This window comes from Ralstonia sp. 1138 (assembly GCF_040544795.1).
GTDB lineage: Bacteria > Pseudomonadota > Gammaproteobacteria > Burkholderiales > Burkholderiaceae > Ralstonia > Ralstonia flatus.
On record NZ_JBEPKQ010000003.1, the window covers coordinates 240,844 to 256,686 of the forward strand.

Below are 15,843 nucleotides of genomic sequence, written 5' to 3' on the forward strand. Positions count from 1 at the left end.
ATGAACACCATGACCACGCCCCCCATCATCACGTTGCAGCCGGGCGCAATGTCCTTCGCCGACCTGCGCCGCGTCTGGCTGGCCCCGACGCCTGTTGCGCTGTCGGGCGACTGCGCGGCCGCCATCGAAGCGTCTGCGGCCACCGTGCAGGCGATCGTTGCCAAGGGCGACCCGGCCTACGGCATCAATACCGGATTCGGCCTGCTGGCCAAGACGCAGATCCCCACGCACGAGCTGGAGCGCCTGCAACGCAACCTGATCCTCTCGCACGCCGTCGGCACGGGTGAAGACCTGAGCGACAACGTCGCGCGACTGGTGCTGCTGATGAAGGCCGCCAGCCTGGCCCGAGGCTATTCGGGCGTGCGCCGTGTCGTGATCGACACGCTGCTGGCACTGCTGAACGCCGGCATCGTGCCGTGCATTCCGTCCAAGGGTTCGGTGGGCGCGTCGGGCGATCTGGCGCCGCTCGCGCACATGACGCTCGCCCTGCTGGGCGAGGGCGACGTGCGTGTGAACGGCGTGCGCACGCCGGCGCGTGCCGCATTGGCCGCCGCCGGCATCGAGCCGATCGCGCTGGCCGCTAAGGAAGGCCTGGCGCTCATCAACGGCACGCAGGTGTCGACCGCGCTGGCGCTCAACGGTCTGTTCCTGGCAGAGCGCCTGCTGCAGGCTGCCACCGTCTCCGGCGCGTTGTCAGTGGATGCCGCCAAGGGCAGCGATGCGCCGTTCGACCCGCGCGTGCACACCGTGCGTGGCCAAGCCGGGCAGATCGCCACCGCGGCCGTGTACCGCAACCTGCTGGCCGGCAGCGCCATCCGCCAGTCGCACCTCGTGGGCGACAAGCGCGTGCAAGACCCGTACAGCCTGCGCTGCCAGCCGCAAGTCATGGGCGCATGTTTAGATCTGATCCGTCAGGCCGGCGCCACGCTGCTCACCGAAGCCAACGCAGTCACCGACAACCCGCTGGTCTACGCCGATGCCGGTGAAGTGATCTCGGGCGGCAACTTCCACGCCGAGCCGGTGGCGTTTGCCGCCGACATGCTTGCGCTGGCGATTGCCGAGATCGGTGCGCTGTCGGAGCGCCGCATCGCGCTGCTGATCGACTCCACGCTGTCGGGCCTGCCGCCGTTCCTGGTCGAACAGCCGGGCCTGAACTCGGGTTTCATGATCGCGCACGTCACGGCCGCGGCGCTGGCCTCGGAAAACAAGACGTTCGCCCACCCGGCCAGCGTCGACAGCCTGCCGACTTCGGCCAACCAGGAAGACCACGTCAGCATGGCGACCTTCGCCGGCCGCCGTCTGCAGGACATGGCCGAGAACACCGCCACCATCGTCGGCATCGAAGCACTGGCGGCGGCGCAGGGCATCGACTTCCACAAGCCATTGGCGACGTCCGACACGCTGCAGAAGGCACATGGCTGCATCCGCGCGCGCGTGGCGTACTACGGTGAAGATCGCCTGTTCGCCCCCGACATCGAAGCCGCCCGCCGCCTCGTGCTCGACGGTGCCCTCGGCGATTCGTGCCGGGCGCACGTCGGCGAACTCGCACTCGTCTGACCATGCTCGCCCAAGCCGAACCGAACGTCTGGCAAGGCCGCGTCGATGCGGAGGAAGGCCCGCTGGGCTTGCGTTGGCACCAGACGGTGCGCCGCATCGATGCATCGACGCCGCTGGCCAACACCGTCGCCCTGGCGGGCTTTGCCTGCGATGCGGGTGTCGCACGCAATCACGGGCGAACCGGTGCACAGGCGGGCCCCGCCGCCATCCGCAAGATGCTCGCGAACTTGCCTGCGCGTGCAGGCCGTGTGGTCGTCGACGCGGGCGACGTAACTTGCCAGGGCGATGCGCTGGAAGACGCGCAGAGCGAATTGTCCAGTGTGCTCCACGATCTGCTTGACCGCGGTGCGTTTCCGATCGCGCTCGGCGGCGGGCACGAGATCGCATGGGCTTCGTTCGGCGGCTTGGCGCGGCATCTGGCGGCGAAATCCGACCAGCCTCCGCGTATCGGCATTCTCAATCTGGACGCGCATTTCGATTTGCGCGCCGGCGAGCGCGGCAGCTCGGGCACGCCATTCCGCCAGATCGCCGAAGACTGCGCGCGGCGCGGATGGCCGTTCCACTACGCCTGCCTCGGCGTGAGCACCTACGCCAACACCGAAGCGCTGTTCGCGCGTGCGCGCCAGCTCGGCGTGCGCTGGATGCACGACGATGAGATGGACGTCATGCAACTCGCGCACGTGCTGAAGGTGGTCGAGGTGTTCCTGAGCCAGGTCGACCACGTCTATCTGACGATGTGCCTGGACGTGCTGCCGGCCGCTGTGGCCCCCGGCGTGAGCGCGCCGTCCGCACGCGGCGTGGGGATGGACGTGATCGAACCCATCGTCGATCGCGTGGTCAGCTCGGGCAAGCTGCGGCTGGCGGATGTGGCGGAACTGAACCCGTCGCTCGACATCGACAACCACACGGCGCGTGTCGCCGCCCGTCTCGTGGCGCGCGTAGCAGACGGCATTGGCCTGCAGGGAGCCGCACATGACTGATCCGGCCAACCCGCACTGGGACGCGCTCTGGACCAACGTCCACCTCGCCACGCTCGCCGCCGATGCCGACGGCTACGGCGAGATCCGCGACGGGGCCATCGCCGTCAAGGATGGCCGCATTGCGTGGCTTGGCTACCGCGCTGATGTGCCCGTCAACGCCCGCGCCACACGCGAACACGATGGCGGCGGCGCGTGGCTCACGCCCGGCCTGATCGATTGCCACACACACCTCGTCTACGCCGGCAACCGCAGCAATGAATTCGAAGCGCGCCTGAACGGCGTGCCATACGAAGAGATCGCGCGGGCGGGCGGCGGCATCCTCTCCACCGTTCGCGCCACGCGGGCGGCCAGCGAAGACGCGTTGGCCGAAGCCAGCCTGCCGCGCCTGAATGCCCTGCGCGCCGAAGGTGTCACCACCGTCGAAATCAAGTCCGGCTACGGCCTGAACCTGGAAACCGAGCGCCGCATGCTGCGCGTTGCACGGCGCTTCGGTCAGTCATTGCCGGTGCGCGTGCGGACAACATTCCTCGGCGCGCATGCCGTGCCGCCCGAATTCGCCGGCCGTGCGGATGACTACATCGATCATCTCTGCGCCGATGTGCTGCCCGCGCTCGCTGCGGAGGGTCTGGTCGATGCCGTTGACGCCTTCTGCGAAACCATTGGCTTCACGCCCGCGCAGACGGCGCGCATGTTCGACGCGGCGCAGCGCCACGGCTTGCCGGTCAAGCTGCACGCCGAGCAGCTCTCCGACCAGGGCGGCGCGGCGCTGGTGGCTCGCTACGGCGGCCTGTCAGCAGATCATCTCGAATGCCTGACCGAGGCCGGCATCGCAGCCATGGCGCAAGCCGGCACGGTGGCCGTGCTGCTGCCTGGCGCGTTCTACTGCCTGCGGGAGACGCGCCTCCCGCCGATGGCCGCGCTGCGTGCCGCCGGCGTGCCCATGGCCGTGTCGACCGACTGCAACCCTGGTACCTCGCCGTTGTCGTCGCTGCTGCTGGCGATGAACATGGCGTGCACGCTGTTCCGCCTGACGCCGCTGGAAGCGCTGACCGGCGCCACGCGTCATGCTGCCGCAGCGCTGGGCCTGTCCGGCACGTGTGGCGTGCTGGCTCCGGGCTGCGCGGCCGACTTCGCGCTGTGGCGCATCGACCGGCCCGCCGATCTGGCGTACGCGATGGGGCTCAACCCGTGTGTGGGCGTGGTTAAGGACGGCACCGTGGTGGCGTAAGGAACACGCGATGACGCGGCTCGTATAATCGGCCGGTCTATCGCGAACCCGCGCCCATGCCCTTCTTGCCCGAACCCCTGTTCCAGCACGGCCAGCCCGATCGCACGGCGATCCTGCTCGTCAATCTCGGTACGCCCGACGGCACATCGCCGCGCGAGGTCGGCCGCTACCTGCGTCAGTTCCTGTCCGACCCCCGCGTTGTGGAAATTCCGCGCGCGGTGTGGTGGTTCATCCTTAACGGACTGATCGTGCCGCTGCGTTCGCGCACGTCGGCGCACAAATACGAAAGTATCTGGCTGCGCGAGGCCAACATGACCGGCTCGCCGCTGCTCGTCTACAGCGAGCGCCAGGCGCATGCGCTGCAGCAGCTGCTGAACGCGCAGGGCCACGATGTGGTGGTCGCCTGTGCAATGCGCTATGGCAATCCGTCGATTCCGTCCGTCATGCAGGCGCTGCGCAAGCAGGGCGTGGAGCGCATCCTCGTGTTGCCGATGTATCCGCAGTATTCCGGCACCACCACCGCCACGGCCTTCGATGAGGTCTTCCGTGTGCTGGGCGAATTGCGCAATCAGCCGGAGTTGCGGCTGGTCAAGCATTTCCACGATGACCCTGCCTACATCAATGCGCTGCACCAGCAGGTGGGGGCGTATTGGGCACAGCACGGCGCTCCAGATTTTGCGCACGGCGACAAGCTGGTGCTGTCCTTCCATGGTGTGCCGCGACGGACGCTGGAATTGGGCGATCCGTATCACTGCGAGTGCCTGAAGACCGGCCGCTTGCTCGGCGAAGCGCTCGGCCTGCAGCCGGGTCAGTACTTGGTCACGTTCCAGTCACGCTTTGGCCGCGCCGAATGGTTGCAGCCGTACACCGCCCCCACGCTGGAAGAGCTGGGCCGCGTCGGCACCCATCGCGTCGACGTGTTCTGCCCGGGTTTTCCGGCCGATTGCCTGGAAACGCTGGAAGAGATCGCCATGGAAGGGCAGTCGACCTTCCGTGTCGCCGGCGGCAATGCATTCCATTACATCCCGTGCCTGAACGACAGCGAAGCGTGGATTGCCGGCATCGCTGACATCGCGCTGGCGCATCTGCAGGGCTGGCCGCTCACGCTCACACATCCGCATGTGCTGGAGGCGAGCCGAACGCGTGCGCAGAGCAAGGGAGCGGCCGCATGAAGGTGAGCACCGACGCGGCCGAACGCGTGCGCATCGACAAATGGCTGTGGGCGGCGCGCTTCTTCAAGACGCGCTCGCAGGCGACGGATGCAGTGGAGCGCGGCCGCGTGCAGATCAACGATCAGGCGGTTCGTCCCGCCAAGGATGTCAAGATCGGAGACCGCGTGCGTGTGCACGCGCATGAACAGCAATGGGAAGTGGAAGTGTTGGCGCTGGCGGAAGTGCGCGGCCCAGCCTCGATCGCGCAAACCCTCTACGCCGAGACGGACATCAGCCGCTTAAAACGCGAAGAGAGTGCGGACAAACGCCGGCTGTATCGGGAACCGGCCACACAAATCGCCGGCCGGCCGACCAAGCGGGACCGGCGACGTATCGACAAACTCGGCGGAGAATGACGCAATCCGCGCGAGTGTGTGCTAACTTGATACGCTCATCAAGCCGCGCGGCATTTGCTGCATCTGTGCCGGCTTGATGATGTAGTGCTTGAAGAATGCCTTGCCGCTGCCGTACTCCGTATAACGGGGCGTGACGGCGCCAGACAGGCAGATGAACGTTGTGGCTGCGGTCAGGGTCAACAGCAGGAGCACGGTCAGAACGGGCAATTTGTTGTGCATGGTACGAACCCTCAAAGAAGCTCGCGCCCCCCAATTTTTTCTTGCATCATAGGCGGCCAATTGGGGCGTCGCAATTGCTGTGCCGTTGCAGTCTGATGAAAGTTGTAACCCCATATTTCGTGATGCACGCCGCACAGTTGTCGCGCATCCGGCGCCCTTGAAAAGCGCGCCAATTGCCCCATAACGGGGACAAATCGTTTGTAAAAATCCAGCGGATCGATTCCGGGCACATACCGTGCGTCGATCCCGTTTATCCAGCGCTATGAAACACACTTCGGACACCCAATCGAACTCGGACATGTCAGCGGACAGCCAAGCCACCCAGCCGAACGCATCGGCGACGGGCCAAGCGGCCCATGCCTATTCGAGCCAGGCCCAGCACGCTAGCGCAGATGCGCAGGCTGTGGCCGGTGACGAAGCCGCCGTGGCGGAAGCCGTGGCCGACGTGGACGTCGCCGAACTGCGCCGCCAGCTCGAAGCTGCCGAGGAAAAGGCACGCCAGAACTACGAAAACTGGGCCCGCGCCACGGCCGAAGGCGAGAACATCCGCCGCCGTGGTCAGGAAGACGTGGCCAAGGCCCACAAATTCGCCATCGAGGGCTTTGCCGAATACCTGCTGCCCGTGATGGACAGCCTGCAGGCCGCCTTGGCTGACACGTCGGGCGACGCCACCAAGCTGCGCGAGGGCGTTGAACTGACGCTCAAGCAGCTGTACGCCGCATTCGAAAAGGGCCGCGTCACCGAGCTGAACCCGGTGGGGGAAAAGTTTGACCCGCATCGCCATCAAGCCATTTCGATGGTGCCGGCCGATCAAGAGGCCAACACCGTCGTCGCCGTCCTGCAGCGCGGCTACACGCTGGCCGATCGCGTGCTGCGGCCGGCCCTGGTGACGGTGGCAGCGCCCAAGTAAGCTGACGCGCCCCATGATCCAAAGCACAGTCACTTCGCACGACGCCCACGGCGCGCTCCCGGTCGATAAGACCGCGTTCGCGGCGTTCGGTATGCGCGAGGTGAACACCGAGACCTTCGACGCGGCCATTGCGGCCGCGGGCGATGCGCTCGTGTGCGTGTTCTTCTGGGGCGTCGATTGCTTCAACTGCGAGATGGCCAAGAAGGCCATGCTCGCGCAACCGGCCGCCGTGCGTGAACTGGGGCTGACCTGGCTGCATGCCGACGTCTATGCCCACCCGGAGCTGGGCCAGCGCTTTGGTCTGCACGGTATTCCGGTGTTCATGTTCTTCCACCGTGGCAAGAAGCTGGGCCGGGCGACCGGCTGGCACGGCCACGCGCAGTTTGCCGCCGCCGTTGCCAATGCGCGCAACAAGCTGGCCGGCAAGCCGCTCGTCTGAGGCTGCGACCATGATGACGTCGACGCCCATGGCTGCGGCCCTCTTTCTTGCCTCGCCTTCCCGTGCTGTGCGCCCCAAGCGCATGGCGCGCACCTTGCCGCGCGCCGCTCAGGCGATGACCGCGGCCCTTGCCGCCGCCCGGCGGTCGTTCTAGTGCCCCTGCGGCACGTTGCCGCCGGGCTCGCTCTCTTTCACCAGCAGTTTTAGTGCGTATTACTGCCGGCCGGCCTGTGTGCCCGCTGGTTTCCTCGTCGCTGCTTTGCGTTGGCCCGTCAGGCTACCGGCAGCGGCTTTGCTTCGTGTTGAACACAGACTTGTAGGAGATCGTCATGTCCAAGGCAGCCGCCATCTACTTGACCGAGCTGGACCTCACCCGCCTGGAAAACGCTGCCACACGCGCGGGCAGCAATTCGCCGCTGGCCGATCTCGTCGATGACCTGATTGCGCGCGCCAACGTGGTCCCCGGCAACAAGATTCCGGCCGATGTGGTCACCATGAACTCCGTCGTCTGCGTGGTGGACGATTCCGGCGTGGAGCAGGAGTGGACGCTCGTCTACCCCGAAGAGGCCAACGTTGCGTCGGCCAAGCTGTCGGTGCTTTCGCCGATGGGCGCGGCGCTGCTGGGCGCGCGGGCAGGCAAGTCGGTCAAATACTCCGCGCCCAATGGTGCACAGCGTTCGTTGCGCATCGATCGCGTGGCGTTCCAGCCCGAGGCCGCCGGCCAGCATACGCTGTAAGCCGGCTGCGTCCTATCGCGAGAGGCTGTAACCGACGCGCAACTGCGAGCCCAGCTTGTGGTTGTAGTCGAGCAGGCTCTCGCCGTAGCCGGTGAAATACTGGATGAACAGATAGCCCGCCGTGCCAGTGAAGATCCGGCTCATCGGATACGTCAATTGCGCGTCGACGCTGCCATAGGCCTTGCGCGTGCCCTTGCGCAGCGTGGCGGCCAATTCCCAGCCGTTGGGCGCGCCGTACGACACGCGGAAATCCCCAAAGCCGCGGTAGTGCGCGATATCGGTGTTGCCCGTGCGCGTGAGGTAGGCGTAGAGCTTCGGCTCGAACTTCCAGTGGTAATCGTTCAGGTCACCAAAGTGGAACGTCGGCCGGACGAAGACGGTGTTGATGGCGCGTGAGGCATCGCCGTCGCGGCCGTTCGATTCGTGCTCGATGCCGCCCGCGAACGACAGCCGGGTGAGCGCGCCGCCGTGGATGCCCGTGTCGGGGCGGTAATAGAAGAGGCTGGGCCGGTAATTCGTATCGCGGAACGGCGCCGATTCCTTGCCCAGATCCCACAGCGAGAACTGCGTGTAACCGAAATACAGGTTATCGAGCAGCGCTGCCGATGCGGGATTCTCCGGCTGAAAAATCCGGAACTTGAAGCTCAGCTGGAACTTGGCGTTCAGGCCTTCGTGCGCCCCGATGGCGGCGAACATCGGTTCGTGGAACGTCAGGCGCGCGGTCTCTTCAGGCGGGCGGACGGCTTCGCCGTTGCCGGCCACGGCGATGGGAACGGCAGGCGTCGCCGTTGCATTGGCCGCGGGGGCGCTCGGGTTGGCGCCCAGCGCACCGCCGGGCCTGGTCGCCTCGGCGGCGGCGTTGCGGACGGCGCCATTGGGCGCACCTTCCGCAGCGATCTGCGGGGCGTCGGGGCCGCGCACGAGCGTGACCAGAACGGGCGCCGCATCCAGATCGGGAACATCGATCCGGACGGTACCGCGCAGCACCTCGGGCAGCGTGCCCGTATAGGCGACGGTGCGGACCTGCCCCGGGCGCAGGTGCAGGGTCTCCGCCCCGGCGTTATGTCGATTGAGAATCACTTCCACCGCGCCTTGCAGATCGGCGGTGGCCGTTGCACGCAGCTTGGCCGGCACGGCATAGCTGCGCTGGGCGGCATCGCCAGAAATGACGAGGGTCAGGGTGAAAGGCTGGTTGGCATCGATGCGGCGGGAAGGCTGCAGCAGGGCCACAGCGGCATCGGCGGAGGGCACGGCGCATGCGGCAAGGAGCGCAGCGCCAAGAATGGATCGAAGCGGATGCAAAGGCATGGGCGCAAAAGCCGGGTTGGCGTCCGGCGAGTGGCAATGCGCGCAAGGGTAACACCCAGACCTTTTGTGCCCGGTTTGCGGCGGTGAACGTTCGAAACGGACGTTTTTGCCTGGTAGCGCACGTTTTCGGGTGCTTTCCCAAGAAAAACCGGCCAAAATGCTCAACTTTTCAAAATTCGGCCTTGAAAAGCCGGACGGCACTCCCACATCCGATCCAAGTTTGTATTCAGTGCAGTCCTGACACCAGATTCGAGGAGCAAGAACATGGGCAAAATCATCGGTATCGACCTTGGTACCACCAATAGTTGCGTCGCCATCATGGAGGGCAACACCCCCAAGGTGATCGAGAACGCCGAAGGCGCTCGCACCACCCCGTCGATCATCGCCTACATGGAAGACGGCGAGATCCTGGTCGGTGCCCCGGCCAAGCGCCAGGCGGTGACCAACCCGAAGAACACGCTGTACGCCGTCAAGCGCCTGATCGGCCGCAAGTTTGAAGAGAAGGAAGTCCAGAAGGACATCGGCCTGATGCCGTACACCATCACCAAGGCCGACAATGGCGACGCCTGGGTGGAAGTGCGCGACAAGAAGATGGCGCCGCCGCAGATTTCGGCTGAAGTCCTGCGCAAGATGAAGAAGACCGCCGAGGACTACCTGGGCGAGGAAGTGACCGAAGCCGTGATCACAGTGCCGGCCTACTTCAACGATTCGCAGCGCCAAGCCACCAAGGATGCCGGCCGCATCGCCGGTCTGGACGTCAAGCGCATCATCAACGAGCCGACTGCGGCTGCGCTGGCATTCGGCCTGGACAAGAACGAGAAGGGCGACCGCAAGATCGCCGTGTATGACCTCGGCGGCGGTACGTTCGACATCTCGATCATCGAGATTGCCGACGTGGACGGCGAGAAGCAGTTCGAAGTGCTGTCGACCAATGGCGATACGTTCCTGGGCGGCGAAGATTTCGACCAGCGCATCATCGATTACATCATCGGCGAGTTCAAGAAGGAGCAGGGCGTCGACCTGTCGAAGGACGTCCTCGCGCTGCAACGCCTGAAGGAAGCCGCTGAAAAGGCCAAGATCGAGCTGTCGAGCACGCAACAGACCGAGATCAACCTGCCGTACATCACGGCGGATGCCTCGGGTCCGAAGCACTTGAACCTGAAGATCACGCGCGCCAAGTTGGAAGCGCTGGTCGAAGACCTGATCGCCCGTACGATCGATCCGTGCCGCACCGCCATCAAGGATGCTGGCGTGAAGGTGTCGGACATCCACGACGTGATCCTGGTCGGCGGCATGACGCGTATGCCGAAGGTGCAGGAAAAGGTGAAGGAGTTCTTCGGCAAGGAAGCCCGCAAGGACGTGAACCCGGACGAGGCCGTTGCCGTGGGCGCTGCCATCCAGGGCCAGGTGCTGGGCGGTGACCGTACCGACGTGCTGCTGCTGGACGTGACGCCGCTGTCGCTGGGCATCGAAACGCTGGGTGGCGTGATGACCAAGATGATCGGCAAGAACACGACCATCCCGACCAAGTTCTCGCAGACGTTCTCGACCGCGGACGACAATCAGCCGGCCGTGACGATCAAGGTCTATCAGGGCGAGCGCGAGATGGCCTCCGGCAACAAGCTGCTGGGCGAATTCAACCTGGAAGGCATTCCGCCGGCACCGCGCGGCACGCCGCAGATTGAAGTGTCGTTCGACATCGACGCCAACGGCATCCTGCACGTGGGCGCCAAGGACAAGGCGACCGGCAAGGAAAACAAGATCACGATCAAGGCAAGCTCCGGCCTGTCGGAAGCCGAGATCGAGCGCATGGTGAAGGATGCCGAGGCCAACGCCGAGGAAGACAAGAAGCTGCGCGAACTGGTCGACTCCCGTAACCAGGGTGAAGCGCTGGTGCACTCGACCAAGAAGGCACTGGGCGAATACGGCGACAAGCTGGAAGCTGGCGAGAAGGACAAGATCGAAGCCGCGATCAAGGAACTTGAAGAGACCCTGAAGGGCACCGACAAGGCCGCGATCGACGCCAAGACCGAAGCGCTGGCAACCGCCTCGCAGAAGCTCGGCGAGAAGGTCTATGCCGACATGCAGGCCAAGGGCGAGGCAGGCGGCGCTGAACACGCTGCCGGTGCCCAGGCAGGCGCGCAAGCCGGACAAGGCGCTCCGCACGACGATAACGTCGTCGACGCCGAGTTCAAGGAAGTGAACGACAAGAAGTAAGCCAACTCGTCCGCCAGGCGGACGTTACGGTACGCCGGGCAGTGGTCATCGGGTTGTGCGGGACGCACCTGATGTCACGCTCGGCTTTTTTGCTATTCGACACGCAGTAAAAACAGGCGACGACTGAAGCCACCATGGCAAAACGTGATTACTACGAAGTGCTCGGGGTGGGCAAGAACGCGAGCGACGACGAGATCAAGAAGGCGTATCGCAAGCTCGCGATGAAGTACCACCCGGACCGCAATCCGGACAGCAAGGAAGCAGAAGAGAAATTCAAGGAGGCCAAAGAGGCCTACGAGATGCTCTCCGACGCCGAGAAGAAGGCGGCCTACGACCAGTACGGCCACGCGGGTGTCGACCCGAACATGGCCGGCGGCTTTGGCGCGGGCGGTGCAGGCTTTGGCGGGGGCTTTGCCGAAGCCTTCGGCGACATCTTTGGCGATATCTTTGGCCAAGCCCAGGGCCAGGGCGGGCGCCGCGGTGGCGGCCCGCAGATGTATCGCGGCGCTGACCTGCGCTACAGCATGGAAATTACGCTGGAGCAGGCCGCGCATGGCTACGATACGCAGATCCGTGTGCCGCACTGGGACGAGTGCGACCACTGTCACGGCAAGGGCGCCGAGCCCGGCTCCAGCGTGGAGACGTGCCCGACCTGCCACGGCGCCGGTCAGGTGCGTGTGTCGCAGGGCTTCTTCACGATGCAGCAGACGTGCCCGAAGTGCCACGGCAGCGGCAAGTACATCCCCAAGCCGTGCACCAAGTGCCACGGCCAGGGCAAGCTGAAGAGCCAGAAGACGCTGGAAGTGAAGATTCCGGCCGGCATCGATGAAGGCATGCGCATCCGTTCGTCGGGTAATGGCGAGCCGGGCATCAACGGTGGGCCGCCGGGCGATCTGTATGTGGAAATCCACATCAAGCCGCATCCGGTATTCGAGCGCGACGGCGATGATCTGCACTGCCAGATGCCGATTTCGTTTGCGACGGCAGCCATTGGCGGCGACATCGAAGTGCCGACGCTGGGCGGCCGCGCCTCGTTCACGGTGCCGGAAGGCACGCAGGCCGGCAAGACGTTCCGCCTGCGCGGCAAGGGCATCAAGGGCGTGCGTTCGGGCTATGCGGGCGATCTCTATGTGCACATCAACATCGAGACGCCTGTCAAGCTGACGGAGCACCAGAAGGAGCTGCTCAAGCAGTTCGACAAGTCCGTGCACGAAGGCGGCTCGCGGCACAGCCCGCAAGAGCAGTCGTGGCTAGACAAGGTAAAGAACTTCTTCTCCTCGTAAACTCCGCAAAGCTACTGCGCGCCCCGATCTTGGTCCTGCGATGCTCGCCGTACCCATGTACGGCTGGGCTTCTCGAACCAACCTCGGGGCGCTCGCTACGCTTTTCGAGGCTTCTTAAACACCACCTTTTCAATCAAGGACATCGTCATGCAGCCGCTCCAAGCGCCAGAAGCCGGCGCGCCGTTCGCGCTGCTGGACGATGCCACCTCGGGCGGCGCGCCGTGCTCGCGCTGGTACACGGGTTATGCCGGCGAGTTCTTCCGGCCGGCGGGCATCCTGGATGGACTGGACGATGACCTTCGTGCCGCCTGGCGCCAGGGCTTGCATGCCCTGATCGTTGCGCCGTACGAGTTTGGCGAGCCGCTGGTCGGTCTGCCGGCTTCCACGGAAATCTCTTCGTCCTTGCCCGGCCACGATGGCCGCCTGCGCGTGCTGCTGTTCCGCACGATGCAGGTGCTGTCGCCCGCCGAGGTCGACACGCTGTTCGGAGCTTGGCCTGAAGCGGCCGGGGCCGCCGGTCTGTTCGACTGTGCTGCCAGCGTTGATCACGCCACCTATACCAACGCCATCGCGCGCATCCACGACTGGATTGCGGCGGGCGACACCTACGAAGTCAACTACACGTACCGCCTGCGCATGACGGCGTTCGGCGCGCCGGCGGCGTTGTATCGGCGCCTGCGTGCGCGCCAGCCGGTGCCGTACGGTGCCTTCATCGGGCTGCCGGAGGGCGGCGCGATTCTGTCGTGCTCGCCGGAGCTGTTCTTCTCGCATCACGCCGGCAAGCTTGTTGCGCGGCCGATGAAGGGCACCGCGCCAGCCTCCGGCGACGCTGAAGTCGATGAAGCCCGCGCCATCGCACTGGCCGCAGACGAGAAGAACCGCGCCGAGAACCTGATGATCGTCGACCTGTTGCGCAACGATCTGGGCCGTCTCGCGCGTGCGGGGTCGGTGCGCGTGCCGGCGTTGTTCGAGGTGACGCCGTTCGGCAGCGTGCTGCAGATGACGTCGACCGTGGAGGCCGAGATTCCGCCTGCCACTGGCCTGGCCGATTGCCTGCGTGCGCTGTTTCCGTGTGGCTCCATCACGGGGGCGCCCAAGCGGCGGACGATGGAAATCATCAAGGCGCTGGAGTCTGAGCCGCGGGGCCTCTACACCGGCGCGATCGGCTGGATCGATGCGCCTGCCGATGATCGCGCGATGGGCGACGCCTGCTTCTCGGTGGCGATCCGCACGCTGGTGCTGAGCGCGCCCGGCACCGATGGCCTGCGCTGCGGCGAACTCGGCATCGGCTCCGGCATCGTGCACGACAGCGTCGCCCATGAGGAATACGCGGAGTGCCAACTGAAAGCGCGCTTCGTGACGGCGCTTGACCCGGGGTTGTCGTTGTTCGAGACGATGCGCGCGACGCGCGACGGCGTGCCACTGCTGGATTGGCATCTGGCGCGGCTGGAGCGTTCAGCGGCTGCCTTTGGTTTTCCATTCGACCGGGCTGCCCTGACGAACGAGGTGGCACGTGCCTGCGCAACGCTGGACGGTGATGGCGCCTATCGCATGCGCCTATTGCTCACACCGGACGGTGCGGCCAACGTATCGGCCGTGCCCTTGTCGCCGCTGCATGCGAGCTGGGATGCGCCGGTCCGCCTGCTCGTCGCACCGCAATCGCGCGAGATCACGCACAGTCTGCCGACGCACAAGACCACGTTGCGCGAAGGCTACGACGCCGCGTGGCAGGCCGCCGAGGGCGAAGGTGCGTTCGATGCCGTGTTCTTCAACGCCGACGGCACCTTGGCCGAGGGCGGGCGCAGCACGTTGCTGGTCAAGCTCGATGGTGCGTGGTGGACGCCGCCGCTGTCGGCGGGGGTCTTGCCGGGCGTGATGCGCGCCGTGCTGTTGAAAGATGCTGCGCCGTGGCTGGGCGGGCCGCTGCAAGAGCGTTTGCTCACCCGGGCCGATGTTGCCCGCGCCGAGGCCGTCGCCGTATGCAATGCCCTACGCGGCGTGGTGCCCGCGCATTTCGAGCCGGCCCTGACCGTCGACGTGCTCTAGCTTCCAGCGCGCCACGCCGGGCAGGTTGATGAGTTCGCGGTCGTGGCAGACCATCAGCAGTGTGCGGCCCTCCGCTGCCAGCTCGCCGACCAGCGCAATGACTTGCTCGCGCGCAGCGCCGTCCAGGTTCGACGTCGGTTCGTCGAGCAGCAGCACATCCGTGTGCAGCGCGCGCGCCCGCGCCAACGCAAGACGTTGCGTCTCTCCGCCGGACAGCCGTTCGGGCGGCACATCCACCACGTGCTGCAGCCCCGCCCAGCGCAGCGCATCGTCGACGCGCGCAGCCAACGCCGTAGGCGCCGCGCGGTGTGGGCCCGTGGTCAGCCCATAAGCGAGATTCGCGCGTACCGACGTGCGAAACAGATACGGATGCTGGTGCACGTAGGTCAGCCGCGCGCGCAGCTCGGCTGGGTAGGGCGACAGCGCTTGCCGCCCCTGGCCCATGTCGACGGTCGCACCATGGGCGGGTGCAAGCCCGGCCAGCATGCGCAGCAGCGTTGTCTTCCCGACACCGTTTGCGCCGGTGATGACGATCGCGTGCCCCGCGGACAGCGCCAGGCGCGGAATCTCGAACAGAACGCGCGCGCCGTGCTGGCAGCGCAAGCCTTCAAACACCATCGTGGGCTGCGACGGCGCGCTCATGCCGGCTCCCTGCGATAGTTGCCAGCCCCTTGCAACCACGCCAGCACCAGGTTGACGAGCAGTGCCAGCACGATCAGCACGATGCCCAGTGCGATGCCCTGTGCGAACTCACCCTTGCTGGTTTCCAGCGCAATCGCGGTGGTCATGGTGCGCGTGACGCCTTCGATGTTGCCGCCGACCATCAGCGCCGAGCCCACTTCGGCGATGACGCGCCCGAAGCCGGCCACCACCGCCGCCATGAGGCCGAAGCGCAATTCACGAAACACCGTCAGCAGCAGCCGGACGCGCCCGGCGCCCAGCACGCGTGCGGTTTCGGCGAGACGCGGATCCGCGCGCTCCAGTGTCGTCAGCGCAAATGCGACGATCACCGGCAGGCCAAGCACCGCTTGCCCAAGGATCATCCCGCCCTGCGTGAACAGCAGTCCGAAGCCGCCCAGCGGCCCCTGGCGCGACAGCAGCAGATACAGCAACAGCCCGATCAGCACGGTCGGAAACGACAGCGACGCCTGCGCCAGCACCACGAGCGCACGGCGCCCTGCAAACCGATGCATGGCGATGAGATAGGCGATGAGCAGGCCGGGAGGCGCCGCCACCAGCAGCCCCGCGATCGCCACCTTCAACGACACCCAGACGATCCGCCACAACGCCGCATCGCCGCCGGCAAGCAGGGCGAAGGCGTCGACGGTGGCCGACCAGATTTCCATGCGGAG

General features: G+C 65.8%; 15 protein-coding genes. 11 read left to right on the plus strand and 4 right to left on the minus strand.

Annotation, left to right across the window (positions count from 1 at the left end; genetic code table 11):
• From hutH to ABIC76_RS13970, 5 genes are read left to right on the plus strand one after another with little or no spacing between them, the layout of a single operon-like run.
• Positions 1–1,557 carry a histidine ammonia-lyase gene (hutH, locus tag ABIC76_RS13950; RefSeq protein WP_354534336.1) on the plus strand — a complete coding sequence of 519 codons (1,557 nt, stop codon included), beginning with the start codon at positions 1–3 and terminating at the stop codon, positions 1,555–1,557.
• A gap of 2 nt (positions 1,558–1,559) precedes the next feature.
• Positions 1,560–2,537 (plus strand): formimidoylglutamase, encoded by a 978-nt coding sequence (gene hutG, locus ABIC76_RS13955; protein ID WP_354534337.1) that lies wholly within the window; start codon positions 1,560–1,562, stop codon positions 2,535–2,537.
• On the plus strand, positions 2,530–3,765 hold the full coding sequence (gene hutI / locus ABIC76_RS13960; RefSeq protein WP_354534338.1) for an imidazolonepropionase: 1,236 nt from the start codon (positions 2,530–2,532) through the stop codon (positions 3,763–3,765). Before hutG ends, hutI begins: the two co-directional genes overlap by 8 nt.
• A 56-nt stretch (positions 3,766–3,821) precedes the next feature.
• Positions 3,822–4,937 carry a ferrochelatase gene (gene hemH / locus ABIC76_RS13965; RefSeq protein WP_354534339.1) on the plus strand — a complete coding sequence of 372 codons (1,116 nt, stop codon included), beginning with the start codon at positions 3,822–3,824 and terminating at the stop codon, positions 4,935–4,937.
• On the plus strand, positions 4,934–5,332 hold the full coding sequence (locus tag ABIC76_RS13970) for an RNA-binding S4 domain-containing protein (protein ID WP_354534340.1): 399 nt from the start codon (positions 4,934–4,936) through the stop codon (positions 5,330–5,332). Before hemH ends, ABIC76_RS13970 begins: the two co-directional genes overlap by 4 nt.
• Before the next feature lie 21 nt (positions 5,333–5,353).
• Here ABIC76_RS13970 and ABIC76_RS13975 read toward each other — a convergent pair whose 3' ends face one another.
• Positions 5,354–5,551 (minus strand): hypothetical protein, encoded by a 198-nt coding sequence (locus ABIC76_RS13975; RefSeq protein ID WP_009241433.1) that lies wholly within the window; start codon positions 5,549–5,551, stop codon positions 5,354–5,356.
• A gap of 262 nt (positions 5,552–5,813) precedes the next feature.
• Here ABIC76_RS13975 and grpE point away from each other — a divergent pair, with 262 nt between their 5' ends.
• The 3 genes from grpE (at position 5,814) to rnk (ending at position 7,637) form a co-directional block, all read left to right on the plus strand.
• Positions 5,814–6,461, plus strand: a complete 648-nt coding sequence (gene grpE / locus ABIC76_RS13980; RefSeq protein WP_354534341.1) for a nucleotide exchange factor GrpE — start codon at positions 5,814–5,816, stop codon at positions 6,459–6,461.
• Positions 6,462–6,474: 13 nt separating this feature from the next.
• Positions 6,475–6,900 carry a thioredoxin family protein gene (locus ABIC76_RS13985; RefSeq protein WP_354534342.1) on the plus strand — a complete coding sequence of 142 codons (426 nt, stop codon included), beginning with the start codon at positions 6,475–6,477 and terminating at the stop codon, positions 6,898–6,900.
• 329 nt (positions 6,901–7,229) lie between these two features.
• The gene (rnk, locus tag ABIC76_RS13990; protein ID WP_354534343.1) at positions 7,230–7,637 is read left to right on the plus strand and encodes a nucleoside diphosphate kinase regulator; all 408 of its coding nucleotides are present in this window, start codon (positions 7,230–7,232) and stop codon (positions 7,635–7,637) included.
• A gap of 12 nt (positions 7,638–7,649) precedes the next feature.
• Here the strand turns inward: rnk and ABIC76_RS13995 are convergent, their stop codons facing one another.
• A complete protein-coding gene (locus tag ABIC76_RS13995; protein WP_502947857.1) occupies positions 7,650–8,945 on the minus strand; it encodes a phospholipase A in 1,296 nt (431 codons plus the stop codon).
• Positions 8,946–9,209: 264 nt separating this feature from the next.
• Between ABIC76_RS13995 and dnaK the strand changes: the two genes are divergently transcribed.
• The 3 genes from dnaK to ABIC76_RS14010 all read left to right on the plus strand — a co-directional run bounded on the left by dnaK (position 9,210) and on the right by ABIC76_RS14010 (position 14,491).
• Positions 9,210–11,162 carry a molecular chaperone DnaK gene (dnaK, locus tag ABIC76_RS14000; protein WP_102066733.1) on the plus strand — a complete coding sequence of 651 codons (1,953 nt, stop codon included), beginning with the start codon at positions 9,210–9,212 and terminating at the stop codon, positions 11,160–11,162.
• A 134-nt stretch (positions 11,163–11,296) separates the two neighbouring features.
• Positions 11,297–12,445, plus strand: a complete 1,149-nt coding sequence (gene dnaJ, locus ABIC76_RS14005) for a molecular chaperone DnaJ (protein WP_102066732.1) — start codon at positions 11,297–11,299, stop codon at positions 12,443–12,445.
• Between the two features lie 147 nt (positions 12,446–12,592).
• Entirely contained in the window at positions 12,593–14,491 is a 1,899-nt protein-coding gene (locus ABIC76_RS14010; RefSeq protein WP_354534345.1) for a bifunctional chorismate-binding protein/class IV aminotransferase, read from the plus strand.
• On the opposite strand, the gene ABIC76_RS14015 is transcribed toward ABIC76_RS14010, so the two are convergent.
• Both ABIC76_RS14015 and ABIC76_RS14020 read right to left on the minus strand, forming a co-directional pair.
• A complete protein-coding gene (locus ABIC76_RS14015; protein WP_354534346.1) occupies positions 14,435–15,133 on the minus strand; it encodes an ABC transporter ATP-binding protein in 699 nt (232 codons plus the stop codon). The genes ABIC76_RS14010 and ABIC76_RS14015 overlap by 57 nt on opposite strands.
• The gene (locus ABIC76_RS14020; RefSeq protein ID WP_354534347.1) at positions 15,130–15,837 is read right to left on the minus strand and encodes an ABC transporter permease; all 708 of its coding nucleotides are present in this window, start codon (positions 15,835–15,837) and stop codon (positions 15,130–15,132) included. The genes ABIC76_RS14015 and ABIC76_RS14020 overlap by 4 nt, the downstream gene beginning before the upstream one ends.
• Between the last annotated feature and the right edge of the window lie 6 nt (positions 15,838–15,843).